Origin of the sequence: Marinobacterium rhizophilum, from assembly GCF_024397915.1 — a bacterium.
Taxonomy (GTDB): domain Bacteria; phylum Pseudomonadota; class Gammaproteobacteria; order Pseudomonadales; family Balneatricaceae; genus Marinobacterium_A; species Marinobacterium_A rhizophilum_A.
The window spans coordinates 2,852,780-2,865,427 of the sequence record NZ_CP073347.1; the positions used below are offsets into that span (position 1 = coordinate 2,852,780).

Here is a 12,648-nt window from a genome sequence, read left to right on the forward strand (position 1 = left end):
CCCGTCCAGGCCTCAGGCCCGGCGGGGTTTAGCGGAACAGGTCCTCCTGCGGCGGGCGCACCAGGTCGCGCGCCGAGCTGTTGTCCGGCGCCCAGTCGATGCCGCGGAACAGGATCGCCGGGGTCTTGCCGTCCTTGCTCATCAGCAGGCCCGAGGCCGCCGCGAGCTCATCGGCCAGCGCCGGCACCGTGACCGAAAGTTCACGCCCAAAGGCATCGCGCTCGCCCACCAGGTCGATCTGGCTCGGCACCCTGGCCAGCCCCACCGCCACATTCACCAGCCCCATGCGCCAGGGACGGCCGAAGGTATCGGTAATCACGACCCCCAGACGCACGCCACTGGCGCGCTCCAGTACGGCGCAGATTTCCCGCGCGCTGCGGTCCGGGTCTTCGGGCAGCAGGATCACGGTTTCCTCGGCACCGACATTGGATTCATCCACCGCGGCATTGGCGCAGATAAAGCCCAGCCGGTGCTCGGCAATCAGGGTGCCCTCGAGCTGGCCGGGGCGCTTGAGGGCCCGCACCACGCGGCTGGACTCTCCCAGTATCACTTCCACCTTGCGCGGGTCCTTGTTCAGCTCCAGCCCAAGTTCGCGCGCCCTGGCGCCGGGCTGCACATCCGCCAGCCGTGTAATCCGGCCTTCGGCCTTGGAGACCACCTTGTGGGCGATGACCAGGATGTCACCGTCCTGCAGTACCAGGGCCGCCCGTTCGATGGACTCCAGCAGCAGCGCGGCCAGGTCATCCCCCGGCGCGATATCCGGGATACCCGGCAACACCTGCATGGAGATGGATTCGGTACGGGCCCCGTCGGCCTGCCGGACAGTACTGCCGCCGAAGTCGCCAAACAGCGAAGACGGCTCCGGGGTGTGATGGCTTACAAATTCCATAGGGTCACCAGTTCTCGCGACAAATCGCCGCTGGGTTGATGCATCAGGTTGTGAAGGTCATCCGGGGTATCCAGATCGAACCGCATGTGCTCGAAGTGCAGCAGCTGGCACGGCAGCGAACGCCGCCGCGCCGACGCCTGGTGCGCTTCGCTGGAGCGCTCACCAAAACTGAACGGCAGCACATCCGGCGGCGTGGTCAGCAACGCATTGGTACCGGCATCGCTGGCCGGGCAGATCAGCACCGACGGGACGGCTCTGGGCTGGCCAAGCAGGCAGCCAAACTCGGCCGCATCGAGGCGGGCAATGTCCGCCGGCACCAGCAGCTGGGAATCAAAGCCGTGCCTTTTGCTCCAGTGAGCCGCCAGGGCCGCGGCCCCCGACAACCCGGCCGGGCGCAGCTCGCGCAGCACCGAGGCACCGTAGCCGCGGGCCAGCTCGCCAATGGCGGCAGACGCCGTGACCACCAGCAGCGGGTAGTCGGGAAAGTGGCACTGGAAAAAGCGCAGGGTGCGTTCGCACAGGCGCCGGGCCAGCTGGCTGCGGTCGCTGTCATCCAGCACCGGGCGCAGTCGGCTCTTGGCCGCACTGAAATCCTTCACCGGAATCACGATCAGGGTTTTCAGGGTCATGCCGGCACCCTCCACAGCGGAGCCCTGGCAGGCGCCACCGGCTCCAGGCCCGCCAGGGCCAGCAGCTCCCGTGCCAGGCAGGCCTTGTCGGCATCACTGCACATCAGGGTCTGGGTCACGGCGGTATTCAGGCCCCGCGCTTGCAGGGCCGTCACATCGGCGCTGTCGCCGGTATCGATCACCAGGCTGTCGATCAGGCCCCGGTAGCAGTCGGCCACACCCAGGTTGCTGGCGCTGTAGCCTGCGGCCTTGAGCATGCTATTGGCCGGCCCCTTCACGGTCTGGCCAGCAATCAGCGGCGAAACGGCGATGCGGGTTGCACAGGTCTTTTCCAGGGCCGCGCGAATGCCGGGCAGCGCCAGTATCGGCCCGATGCTCACCAGCGGGTTGCTGGGACCGAGGATCACCAGGTCCGCATCGCGGATGGCGGCCAGCGCTTCCTCGGTCGGGCGCGCGTCTTCCAGCCCCTGAATCCGCAGTTCCAGCACCTGTGGCCGGCACTGCTCGCGTACAAAGTACTCCTGAAACGACAGCCAGCCGCGGGCGGTCTTGACCTCGGTCTGCATGCGGTCATCGCTGGGCAGCAGGATATTGGTGCTGACCCCCAGCGCCCGGGCGATCGTCTGGGCAATGGCGCTGGGGCGCACGCCCTGGCGACGCAGCTCGGTGCGGTAGATATGGGTAGCGAAATCCTGATCGCCCAGGTACATCCAGTCGTCGGCCCCCAGCCGGGCCAGCCCTTGCAGCGTGCGGCTGGTTTCGTTCGCCAGCCCCCAGCCCTTGTTGCGATCGATCAGGCCGGCCAGGCTGTAGGTCAGGGTATCGATATCCGGGGACACCCAGAGACCATGAAACTCCTGGTCGTCCGCCACGTTGCCGATGACCGACAGCTGTCCTGGCTCCAGCACGGCGGCAAGACCCACCGCCAGCTTGGCACCGCCACCGCCGCCGGCCAGCAGGGTCACTTTCGGCGCACTCATGCCAGACCTCCTGCCAGCAGCGATTGCGGCAGCGGCTCGACGCTGTCGAAGAACTCCAGCGGGCGGTAAAGGGTGTTGCGACGCACCGGTTCGCGCCCCATCGCACGCATCATGCCGATCAGTTCCTGCGGCTGCATTTCCTGGCCATGCTCGCCACCGGCGGCGCGGGAAATGCTCTCGTTCATCAGGGTGCCACCCAGGTCATTCACCCCGGCGGCCAGCATCTGCTGGGCAAGCTCGGTACCGAGCTTGACCCAGGACGCCTGGATGTTGTCGATCCAGCCATTGAGCATCAGCCGGGCCACGGCGTGCATGCGGATATGTTCATGCCGCGTGGGGCCGGGCCGCACGCCCTCCACTTCCAGGTAGAGCGGTGTCTTGTAGTGAATAAAACCCAGCGGCACGAATTCGGTAAAGCCGCCGGTTTTCTGCTGAATGGTGCGCAGCAACGCCAGGTGCGCCGCCCAGTGCTCGGGGCCGTCGATATGGCCGTACATGATGGTCGCGGTGGTCGGCAGGCCCAGGCGGTGGGCGGTCTGGATAATCTCGACCCACTGCTCGGTGCTGAGCTTGTCTTTGGTCAGCTGCTTGCGGATATCGGTATCCAGAATCTCGGCGGCGGTACCGGGCATGGAGCCCAGGCCGTGGTCCATCAGGTCCTGGATAAAGTCGGCGTAGGACATCTTGCTTTTGCGGGCGCCAAACCAGATCTCGAACGGCGAGAACGCATGGATATGCATGCCCGGCAGCACGCTCTTGATCGCCTTGAGCATGTCGCGATAGAAATGCACCGGCAGGTCCGGGTGCAACCCGCCCTGGATGCACACCTCGGTGGCTCCCCTGTCCCAGGCTTCCTGGGCGCGACGCACGATTTCATCCAGATCGAAAAACTCGGCCTCGGGGTCGTCCTTGCGCTTGGCGAAGTTGCAGAACTTGCAGCCCATGTAGCAGACATTGGTGTAGTTGATATTGCGGGTGATCACGAAGCTGGCGCGATCGCCCACACGCTGGCGACGCACGGTATCGGCGGTGGCGGTGAGCGCATCCAGCTCGGCGCCTTCGGTGCCAAACAGCACCACGCCTTGCGCCTCGCTCAGCTCCTCACCGTTCAGGGCCTGCTGCAAGATGGCACGAACCTCTGTGCTCACAGCCGGGTTGAAAAGCTCCTGCGGCACGCCTTGTGCCAGCGCAATGTTATGAGGGACGGCGGCATTCATGGCTTTTCTCCTGTTCAGTGACATTGCGCCAGCGCCAGACCATCGCCACGGGCGATACCGGCCAGGCGGGCAGCGATGGGGGCGGCGAAGAAACGATCCGGGTATTGCTGGTAATGGGGATAAACGGCCAGGCGCTCATGCAGGCCATAGCCGCAGTCCGCCGTGGCCTGCCGCAGGGATTCAATCTGCGGCCAGGCACGTTCCGGATTGATGTGATCCAGGGTGAGCGGAGAAATGCCGCCCCAGTCATTGATGCCCGCGGCTATATAGGCGCCAAAGCGCTGCTGCAGATTAGGCGGCGCCTGCACGCTGATACTCGGGTCCAGCAACAGGCGCGCCAGCACCAGGGTGCGCACCATGTCGTCCAGGTCCGGCTCGGGATGATGCGCCATGGCGGTGCCTGGCTTGGCACGGAAGTTCTGCACGATCACTTCCTGGATATGGCCGTAGCGCCGGTGCAGGTTATTGATGGTGATCAGGCTGTCGACGCGCTCGGCCCAGTTCTCGCCGATACCTATCAGAATGCCGGTGGTGAAAGGCACGCCCTGCTCGCCGGCACGCTCCAGCGTGCGGATGCGCTGCACGGGCACCTTGTCGGGGCAGGCATAATGCGCCTGGCCGCGCTGAATCAGGCGCCGGCTGACGTTCTCGAGCATCATGCCCATGCTGGCGCTGACCGGCTTGAGCCTGTGGATATCCTCAGCGGACAGGGTGCCGGCATTGACGTGGGGCAGCAGGCTGGATTGCGCCAGCACGCGCTCACACATCTGTGCCAGGTAATCCACCATGCTGCCGTGCCCCAGTTGCGCCAGCGCCTCGCGGGCCTCGGGGTAACGCAGCTCCGGCTTCTCGCCGAGGCTGAACAGCACTTCCTTGCAGCCCAGGCGCTCGCCCTCCTTCACCACGGCCATGACTTCGTCGGGCGTCATCACGCGGGCATTGGGGGAGCCGGGTTTCTGTACGAAGGTGCAGTAGCCGCAGTCGTCGCGGCACATGTTGGTCAGGGGTACGAAAACCTTGCGCGAATAGGTCAGGGTCCGACCCCAGTGCGTATCGCGCAGGGCAGCGGCCTGCAGACTCAGGTCCTTGAATTGGGCATCTGTGGCCTTTTCCAGCGCCAGCGCCTGGGTGCGGCTCAGCATCATGATCACAGCCTCCGTTATTGTTTTTGGTGGGGCCTTGTAGAGTTCAGGTCAAAGGTCGCCGTGCCTGCACAACAACTTTTTACCAAACGGTAAATTTAACTTACACCATATTTTGCCAAGTGGTCAAATATTTTTACAGGCATCGAAAGAAGCAGGGGGAAGGGGGAAGGGGGAAGGGGGAAGGTTCAAGGGACAAGGGACAAGGGACAAGGGACAAGGAGTGTAAGGAGCAAGGGGCACGGGGCAAGGCAGGCGCCAGCCGGCCGGCGTTCTTGTGATGCCCGGGCGGCAGTCTTGGGTGACCAGTACGGCAGGAGAAGAACACACGAGGAAGGCGGGGCTGCCCACTCGGAGCCGGCCTGGGGCTGAACGGACCGACTGCAAGCGGGCTCTGGGCGCCCAAAGAGGCGAAAAAGTAATCAGCAGGCAAGCGGCAACGAGACTGCCAGATCACCTTTGCATGACTGCAGAAACAGTTACAAATTCGCTCGCGCTCGGAGCAGGTTGTAACTATTTCTGGCGTGAACCCTGGCCTGTCACGGCGCTTCGCGGCCGATGACAATACCCGGGGCTATTCCGGTGAAGGAGAGCTCCGCCCGGTAGCGCTTCCATCGCTCGCAATAGGCCTCGGCCCCCCGGCGAATATCAGCTTCGCCTTGCGGCCCGATCTCGCGTTTGGGCTTCGCAGGACTGCCCACGACCAGCGTGTTATCGGGAATGACCATGCCTTCGGTGACGAGGGCACCGGCACCGATCAGACAATTACGGCCGATTTTTGCGCCATTCAGCACCATGGCACCCATGCCGACAAGACTGTTATCGCCAATGGTGCAGCCGTGCAACATTGCCCGGTGGCCGATGGTGCAGCCCTTGCCGATCCGCAACGAAAAGCCGGGATCGACATGCAGCACCGCATTGTCCTGCACGTTGCTGCCTTCGCCGATCTCGATGGTGGCGTCATCGGCGCGCATGACGACCCCAAACCATATGCTGGCGTCGCGGGCGAGACGCACGTCTCCGACCAGGATGGCGCCAGGTGCGACCCAGGCCTCCCCGTCGTCAGGCCCCTGAACGCTCATGTTGTCTAGGTCAAATAGCCAGCCGGTCATCGTGCCAACTCCTCCTGTTCTATGACGTTGAGTGCACCGTCTGCGCTATGCTGGCGGCACGAAGGCCGCGGCAACGCAAGGCCGCCGCGGCAGCGGGCTCAGAAAGCAACCTTGTCGGCGCCCTTGAGTGCGAGTATTTCGCGCGCCTCATCGGGGGAGGCGATTTCCAGCCCAAGCCCCTCGATGATCTTGCGAACAGCCTGTACCTGTTCGGCGCTGCTGGTCGCCAGGCGGCCGGCCGATGCCCAGAGCGAATCCTCCAGACCCACCCGCACGTGGCCACCCATGGCAGCCGACATCGCTGCGATCGGCAACTGGTGGCGCCCTGCCCCCAGCACCGACCAGCGGTAATTGTCGCCAAACAGTCGGTCAGCGGTGCGCTTCATGTGCATCACATCATCAGGATGCGCACCGATACCGCCCATCAGGCCAAAGACCGTCTGGATGAACAGCGGCCCCTTGACCAGTCCTGCATCCATAAAATATTTAAGGTTATACAGGTGGGCCGTGTCATAGCACTCAAACTCAAATCGCGTGCCGTTGGCGCCCAGGGTGGTGATGATGTGCTCGATATCCTCGAACGTATTGTGAAACAGGATGCCCTTGTCGCCGATATAGTTGCGTTCCCACTCGTGCTTCAGTTTCCCTTCAAAGCGCTTGAGCATCGGAAAGAGACCAAAATTCATGGAGCCCATGTTCAAGGACGCCAGTTCAGGTTTCCATTTGGCAGCAGGACGGACCCTGTCCTGGATACTCATGGTAGGGGCGCCGCCGGTAGTGATGTTGACCACGCAATTCGAGTGCTGCTTGATATCGTCAAGAAAAGGCTGGAAGGCCTCGGCGGTTTGATCGGGGCGACCATCCTCGGGGTTACGGGCGTGCAGGTGCACAATCGCGGCCCCTGCCTCAACCGCACCGGTTGCCGCTTCGGCGATCTCACGGGCCGTAACGGGCAGGTATTCCGACATGGATGGCGTGTGGATCGCACCGGTGACGGCACAGGTGATAATAACTTTGCGCTTGGTGGTCATGTGTACAGTTCTCCTGATGTTATTCGTTGTTGTCGCGTAGAAACCGGCCCAGCTCGGCCAGCCGTGCATCCCGCCGGCGGCTGAGCTCCGGCACCTGCGCAGGCCCTGGCAGGTCCGCCGCGATGATTTCGGCGGCACGTTCAGTGAATGCCTCTCCCCGTGCCGAGCTGTCACTCAGTCGGGCCATGGTGGGGCCGTAGCGGTCAAGGTAATCCTTCACCCCACCCGGCGCGTTCAGGTTGATCGTTGCCATCGGCCCCAGCAGCGCCCAGCGCCGCCCCAGCCCGTGGGTGATTGTGTCGTCCAGCCCCCGTGGGGTGACGATGCCTTGCTCGATAAGCCGCAGCGATTCGGCCAGCAGCACCGCCTGCAGCCGGTTCAACACAAAGCCGTCGATCTCACGGGAGAGGCGAACAGGCACCTGGGCCACGGCGCGCATAAGCACCTCGGCACGTTCCATAACCTCAGGAGCGGTATCAGGGCCTGGGCAGAGTTCAATCACAGGAATTACATGGGGCGGATTCACGGGATGCGCCACGATAATGCGTGCGCGCCCCGGCAGGCCTTCGGCAAAATGCGAGGCAAGCAGCGCAGAACTGGATGAGGCGAGGATAGTGTGCGCCGCCGTCATGCGATCGAGATCGGCATAGATCTGGCGCTTGATTTCCAGCTTTTCCGGGCCGTTTTCCTGCACCCATTCAACGCCGTCAACGGCAGTGGCCATGTCTGCACAAATCGTCACCTGCGCGAGGGCGGATGCATCTTCGCCACTCAAGCGGCAGGCTTCAGCCAGTTCGTCGAGTGCGCGCGCGCGCACGTTGGGGTCCAGGTCCCATAACCGCACTTCGCAGCCTGCCCGTGCAAAAACCAATGCCCAGGCCCGGCCGATCAAGCCTGCGCCAATAACTGCAATCTTTCGTGTCATTTAGAGCTCCTCCCGCCGCGGCGGCTGTGTTGTTCCTTCTGGGCCTCCCAGTTGCGCAGCGTCTGCCGCAAATCACAGGCGGCCTCGGAGATATCGCGAATGATGGCCTGCTGCAGCGCATCGCCATCGCTATCGCGCAGCGCCTGCAGGGCAGCGCTATGGGCGTCCATCGACTGGTCGAAATGCATCGGCGACGCAACGGCGATGTGGATAAGCGGCCCCACCCGCAACCACAAACCCTCGATCTGGCTCATCAAAATCGGCCGGTCTGCCGCGCGATAGATGAGCGAGTGGAAGCGCCAGTTGTTTTCCAGATACATGTCGACATCACCGCTCTGGGCAGCGAGGTCCATCAGGTTGAAGGCATTGTTGATGACGCGCATCTGGGCCGGCCCGATATTCTTGATGGCCTGTACTGCGGCGAAGCCTTCAAGGTTGAGGCGAATATCGCGGATGTCCAGCAATTCCGCATCCGTCAGGATGGGGACGCGCAGAACGCGGTTGCCGCCGAATGTCTCGAGTCCGCCATCGCCCTCAAGTCGCCGCAGGGCCTCACGCACGGGGGTGACGCTGGTTTCCAGAACCGCCGCCGCCTTGCGCAAGCTGATTTCTTCGCCCGGGCGGAAATACCCGCTAATCAGGGCATGACGCAGCGTCGCGTAAACCAGCGATTGCGCGGTCGCACCCTCCTGTAGCGTCAGTGGGCCCAGCCGGGCCCAGCTGTCGCGCTGGATATCATTCGTCAGAGGCTGATTCGATTCACTCAAAGTGTGATCTCACTTAAACGTTGTTTTTAGAAAGACTGCCGTATCAGGCAACAAAAAGTCAACAAAAACGCGACAACAAAGAATCTTGACGGTTCAAAAAATGCCAATGTATAGTAAGTGTGATCACGGTTAGTGATTAATTGGCTGCTACAGACAGCCTGGAAATGAATCTTCAAAGGAAAAATAAAAATGCGGAAATTTGCCTTTGCCGCCGCGGCTGCGATCTGTTTCACGGCCGGCGCCGCCGCCGCGCAGGAAACCCAGGTCCTTGATGTCAGCCTGGCCCTGGGGCCCGACTCGCATCATGCGATCGGCGCTCTGAAGTTCGGAGAGGAGCTGGATCGCCTGTCTGGCGGGCGTCTTACGATCCGGCCCCATTACGACAATGCCCTGGGCGGCGAACGCGAAGTCGTTGAAGGAATAGGCTTCGGCCTGATCGACATGGGGGTTACCTCGACCGGACCCATGGGCGGCTTCGTCGATGATTTCATGCTGTTCGATTTACCCTATGTCTTTACCAGCGTTGAACAAGCCTACGGCTTTCTGGATGGGCCATATGGCGACGGGCTGGTGCAGAAACTGGAAGAACAGGCCGGTGTCAAGATCCTCGGCTGGATGGAAAACGGTTTTCGCCACAACACCAACAACGTTCGAACGCTGAATACACCCGACGACCTGGAAGGTATCCGGCACCGCACACAGGAAAGCCGTGTGCAGGTCGATACCTGGAGCGCACTGGGGGCCAATGCCTCGCCCATGGCCTGGACCGAGGTCTTCACGGCGCTTCAGCAGGGCGTGATGGACAGCCAGGAAAACCCGATCGCGACGATCTATGACGTCAAGTTCTACGAGGTACAGAAATACCTGAACCTCACCGGGCATGTGTATTCGCCGGCGCCCTTCATGATGGGGGCGCAGCTGTTCAACTCCCTGTCGGAGGAGGATCAGGCGATCGTGCTGGAAGCGGCCAAGATCGCCGTGCCAGTGCAGCGTGAAGCATCACAGCGCATGGAGCAGGAACTGATCACCAAGCTGGAAGAACAGGGGATGGTCGTCACACAGCCCGATATCGCACTTTTCCAGCAGCGTGTTCAACCTGTGATCGAGCAGTGGAAAGAGACGGTTGGCGTCGAGCTGGTGGATGCCGCAATCAACTTCCAGCCTTGATCGCACCCCCGCTGACGCGGGCCCGGCAGGTCGCCGGGCCCGCCCTTTCCAGACACTTCAGGAGGTTTCCATGCAAGTGGTTTTGCGCAAGCTGATACGGGGTGTGGATCGCATCAACTGGCTGTGCGGATGGTTGCTGGCCGCTCTGCTGCTGGTGATGACCGTGTTAATCAGCTGGCAGGTGTTCGCACGCTATGTGATGGGCGATTCACTGACCTTTTCCGAGGAGGTCGCCCGCTTTTCGATGGTCTGGCTGACGATGCTCGGGGCGGCCTATGCCTACCGCCACGGCTCGCTGATCGCGGTCGATATGCTGGCCGGGGTTGCGGGTGGCCGATTTGCGCCGGGGCTGCGCCTGGTCATTGCGGTGGTGTCCTGCATCTTCGCCTGGGTGCTGCTGACAGAGGGGCTCAGCATAACGGACCGTGTTGCCGCGCAGACCGCGCCCAGCATACGGGTATCGATGGCCTGGCTCTATGCCTCAGTGCCTGCGGGCGCGGCGATGATTCTCATCAACGCTTTCGCCATCATCGCTGAAAGCTTTACCGCAAAAAAGGATTAGCTCATGGCTGCTCTGCTTTTTGGCTCACTACTGCTGTTCCTGGTGGTCGGCGTACCCGTGACCTTCGCACTGGGACTTGCCGCGATTGCCACCATTTGGCTAGGCGATATCATGCCGCTGCTGATTGTCCCGCAAGAGATGATCCGCTCAATCAATTCATTCCCGTTACTGGCCATCCCGTTTTTCATCCTCGCAGGCGATCTGATGCAGCGCGGTGGCATCTCGCACAGGCTGGTTGAATTTTCGCGCACGCTGGTAGGCGGCATGAACGGCGGACTGGCCATGGTGGCCATCGTGACGTCGGCGTTCTTCGCTGCTATCTCGGGATCAGGCGCTGCGACCACTGCGGCGGTCGGGGCCATATTGATCCCGGCGATGATTACCCAGGGGTACAGTGCCTCCTATGCCACGGCCAACCAGGCTGCATCCGGCGCACTGGGGGTCATTATTCCACCGAGCATTCCGCTGATCCTCTATGCCATCGCGGCCAACCAGTCCGTGGGCGACATGTTCGCGGCGGGCTTCCTGCCTGGATTTGTCGTTGTCGGATCGCTGATGCTCTATGCCTATTTCCATGCCCTGAAACATCCCGCGACCCGTGACGAGCCTGCCAGCCTTGGCGAGATTTTTCGGGCGGGCCGCAAGGCCATCCTAGCCTTGCTGATGCCCGCGCTGATTCTCGGCGGTATCTATGGCGGTATCGTCACACCGACGGAAGCCGCGGTTATTGCCGTGGTCTATTCGTTTATTGTCGGTGCCATCATCTATCGAGAACTCTCGCTGCGCGATGTCCCGGACATTCTGCGAAGATCGGCCGTCACCTCCGCGGTGGTCGTCAGCATCATTGCCACCGCCGGGCTCTACGGGCGCATCATCCTGTCGCTGGAGATCCCCACGCTCATCTCCGAACTGGTGGTCGGCTTTATCGACAGCCCATGGATGTTTGTCATCCTGGTGAACGTCTTGCTGCTCTTTGTCGGCATGTTCCTGGAAGCGGCCGCCGCCATCCTGATATTCACCCCGATCCTGTTACCGATCGCGCTGAATTTCGGCATTAACCCGGTCCACTTCGGCATCATCATGGTAGTGAATCTCGCGATGGGAATGTTCACGCCGCCGGTAGGGCTGAACCTGTTTATCGCCTCGCAGATATCACGCATCTCGATCGCGCACCTGTCCCGCGCAATCCTGCCTTTCGTCGCGCTTATGCTTGCGGTGCTGATGATCATCAGTTTCGTCCCCTGGCTGTCTCTGTCGCTGCTGGGTGATTAATACGGTCGGTGCTGGCGACCCCGGCCCATGATTCATACTCACCAGGAGATTCAGATGATGCTGCAACAAATGTTTTCTCTGCAGGGCCGCACTGCGCTTGTCAGCGGTGCTTCCAGGGGGCTGGGGCGCGCTATTGCCATCGGGCTTTGCGGTGCAGGTGCCAGGGTGATCCTTTGCGGGCGGGACCGGGCCGCGCTGGAGCAGACCCAGGCGCTATTGCCTGACCCAGGCCGGAGCATGGTTGAGCCGTTCGATGTCACCCACGAGGCCGCCGTCGCACAGATGGCTGAACGGATGCGGGCAGCGGGCTGGGCACCGGATATCGTGATCAACAACGCAGGAACCATCGACCGTGCGGCGCTGGATGAGATCAATACTGCACAGTTCGAGGCGGTGCTGCGCACCAATGTGACCGCAGCGATGTTACTGGCGCGGACGTTCGCGCCCGAACTGCGGGCATCTCCACAGGGGAGAGTGGTTAATGTGGCCTCGATTTTGGGGCTGATGGGCAAGCCTTGTGCCGCGTCCTACATCGCCAGCAAGCACGCGCTTATAGGCCTGACGCGGGCCCTGTCGGCGGAGCTTGGGGACTCGGGAGCAACAGTCAATGCGCTCTGCCCTGGATATACGCGTACCGAGATCAATACGGTACTGCAAAATGATCCGGCGTTTGATCAGGAGGTGATAAGCAAGACAGCGCTCGGGCGCTGGGGAGAAACACAGGACATGGTTGGGCCGGTCAATTTTCTGTGTTCACCGTCGGCCAGCTATATGACGGGACAGTTACTGGTCGTGGACGGCGGCATGACAGCGACGCTGTAGTTACGGGCTCCACGCACAACCTGCTGCGCGACTCATAGGCTGCGTTGCGCGGTGCTCGGCATCCTCATATATACCCGGTATGACGGCGACGTTGTCGTTACGTTGCTGCCTTTTGCCACACCCAGGTGTGTGG

The 12,648-nt window shown here is 62.1% G+C and carries 13 protein-coding genes; 4 read left to right on the forward strand and 9 right to left on the reverse strand.

The window, feature by feature from the left end; all coding sequences use genetic code 11:
• Nucleotides 1–28: 28 nt before the first annotated feature.
• From cofE to KDW95_RS12860, 9 genes are all read right to left on the reverse strand, one after another.
• Nucleotides 29–889, reverse strand: a complete 861-nt coding sequence (gene cofE / locus KDW95_RS12820) for a coenzyme F420-0:L-glutamate ligase (protein ID WP_255852206.1) — start codon at nt 887–889, stop codon at nt 29–31.
• Nucleotides 877–1,518, reverse strand: a complete 642-nt coding sequence (gene cofC / locus KDW95_RS12825; RefSeq protein ID WP_255852207.1) for a 2-phospho-L-lactate guanylyltransferase — start codon at nt 1,516–1,518, stop codon at nt 877–879. Before cofC ends, cofE begins: the two co-directional genes overlap by 13 nt.
• Nucleotides 1,515–2,498 (reverse strand): 2-phospho-L-lactate transferase, encoded by a 984-nt coding sequence (gene cofD, locus KDW95_RS12830; RefSeq protein WP_255852208.1) that lies wholly within the window; start codon nt 2,496–2,498, stop codon nt 1,515–1,517. The genes cofC and cofD overlap by 4 nt, the downstream gene beginning before the upstream one ends.
• A complete protein-coding gene (gene cofH / locus KDW95_RS12835) occupies nt 2,495–3,715 on the reverse strand; it encodes a 5-amino-6-(D-ribitylamino)uracil--L-tyrosine 4-hydroxyphenyl transferase CofH (protein ID WP_255852209.1) in 1,221 nt (406 codons plus the stop codon). Before cofH ends, cofD begins: the two co-directional genes overlap by 4 nt.
• A gap of 14 nt (nt 3,716–3,729) precedes the next feature.
• Nucleotides 3,730–4,860 (reverse strand): 7,8-didemethyl-8-hydroxy-5-deazariboflavin synthase CofG, encoded by a 1,131-nt coding sequence (cofG, locus tag KDW95_RS12840; protein ID WP_255852211.1) that lies wholly within the window; start codon nt 4,858–4,860, stop codon nt 3,730–3,732.
• A gap of 536 nt (nt 4,861–5,396) precedes the next feature.
• Nucleotides 5,397–5,969, reverse strand: coding sequence for a gamma carbonic anhydrase family protein (locus KDW95_RS12845; protein ID WP_255852212.1), 573 nt, complete (start codon nt 5,967–5,969; stop codon nt 5,397–5,399).
• 98 nt (nt 5,970–6,067) lie between these two features.
• Nucleotides 6,068–7,000 carry a 3-keto-5-aminohexanoate cleavage protein gene (locus tag KDW95_RS12850; RefSeq protein ID WP_255852213.1) on the reverse strand — a complete coding sequence of 311 codons (933 nt, stop codon included), beginning with the start codon at nt 6,998–7,000 and terminating at the stop codon, nt 6,068–6,070.
• A gap of 19 nt (nt 7,001–7,019) precedes the next feature.
• Nucleotides 7,020–7,925, reverse strand: coding sequence for a 3-hydroxyacyl-CoA dehydrogenase NAD-binding domain-containing protein (locus KDW95_RS12855; protein WP_255852214.1), 906 nt, complete (start codon nt 7,923–7,925; stop codon nt 7,020–7,022).
• Nucleotides 7,922–8,692: a GntR family transcriptional regulator gene (locus tag KDW95_RS12860; protein WP_255852215.1), complete on the reverse strand. Its 771-nt coding sequence runs from the start codon at nt 8,690–8,692 to the stop codon at nt 7,922–7,924. Before KDW95_RS12860 ends, KDW95_RS12855 begins: the two co-directional genes overlap by 4 nt.
• 189 nt (nt 8,693–8,881) lie before the next feature.
• Between KDW95_RS12860 and KDW95_RS12865 the strand changes: the two genes are divergently transcribed.
• The 4 genes from KDW95_RS12865 to KDW95_RS12880 all read left to right on the forward strand — a co-directional run bounded on the left by KDW95_RS12865 (nt 8,882) and on the right by KDW95_RS12880 (nt 12,515).
• Entirely contained in the window at nt 8,882–9,859 is a 978-nt protein-coding gene (locus tag KDW95_RS12865) for a TRAP transporter substrate-binding protein (protein ID WP_255852216.1), read from the forward strand.
• A 70-nt stretch (nt 9,860–9,929) separates the two neighbouring features.
• Nucleotides 9,930–10,421: a TRAP transporter small permease gene (locus KDW95_RS12870; protein WP_255852217.1), complete on the forward strand. Its 492-nt coding sequence runs from the start codon at nt 9,930–9,932 to the stop codon at nt 10,419–10,421.
• Between the two features lie 3 nt (nt 10,422–10,424).
• Entirely contained in the window at nt 10,425–11,693 is a 1,269-nt protein-coding gene (locus KDW95_RS12875; protein WP_255852218.1) for a TRAP transporter large permease, read from the forward strand.
• Between the two features lie 54 nt (nt 11,694–11,747).
• Nucleotides 11,748–12,515 carry an SDR family NAD(P)-dependent oxidoreductase gene (locus KDW95_RS12880; protein ID WP_255852219.1) on the forward strand — a complete coding sequence of 256 codons (768 nt, stop codon included), beginning with the start codon at nt 11,748–11,750 and terminating at the stop codon, nt 12,513–12,515.
• Nucleotides 12,516–12,648 lie beyond the last annotated feature (133 nt).

Coding starts and splice junctions, on each gene's coding strand:
- cofE (WP_255852206.1), bottom strand. CDS start 889: ATGGAATTTGTAAGCCATCACACCCCGGAGCCGTCTTCGCTGTTTGGC.
- KDW95_RS12880 (WP_255852219.1), top strand. CDS start 11,748: ATGATGCTGCAACAAATGTTTTCTCTGCAGGGCCGCACTGCGCTTGTC.
- cofC (WP_255852207.1), bottom strand. CDS start 1,518: ATGACCCTGAAAACCCTGATCGTGATTCCGGTGAAGGATTTCAGTGCG.
- KDW95_RS12845 (WP_255852212.1), bottom strand. CDS start 5,969: ATGACCGGCTGGCTATTTGACCTAGACAACATGAGCGTTCAGGGGCCT.
- cofD (WP_255852208.1), bottom strand. CDS start 2,498: ATGAGTGCGCCGAAAGTGACCCTGCTGGCCGGCGGCGGTGGCGGTGCC.
- cofH (WP_255852209.1), bottom strand. CDS start 3,715: ATGAATGCCGCCGTCCCTCATAACATTGCGCTGGCACAAGGCGTGCCG.
- KDW95_RS12865 (WP_255852216.1), top strand. CDS start 8,882: ATGCGGAAATTTGCCTTTGCCGCCGCGGCTGCGATCTGTTTCACGGCC.
- KDW95_RS12875 (WP_255852218.1), top strand. CDS start 10,425: ATGGCTGCTCTGCTTTTTGGCTCACTACTGCTGTTCCTGGTGGTCGGC.
- cofG (WP_255852211.1), bottom strand. CDS start 4,860: ATGATGCTGAGCCGCACCCAGGCGCTGGCGCTGGAAAAGGCCACAGAT.
- KDW95_RS12855 (WP_255852214.1), bottom strand. CDS start 7,925: ATGACACGAAAGATTGCAGTTATTGGCGCAGGCTTGATCGGCCGGGCC.
- KDW95_RS12850 (WP_255852213.1), bottom strand. CDS start 7,000: ATGACCACCAAGCGCAAAGTTATTATCACCTGTGCCGTCACCGGTGCG.
- KDW95_RS12870 (WP_255852217.1), top strand. CDS start 9,930: ATGCAAGTGGTTTTGCGCAAGCTGATACGGGGTGTGGATCGCATCAAC.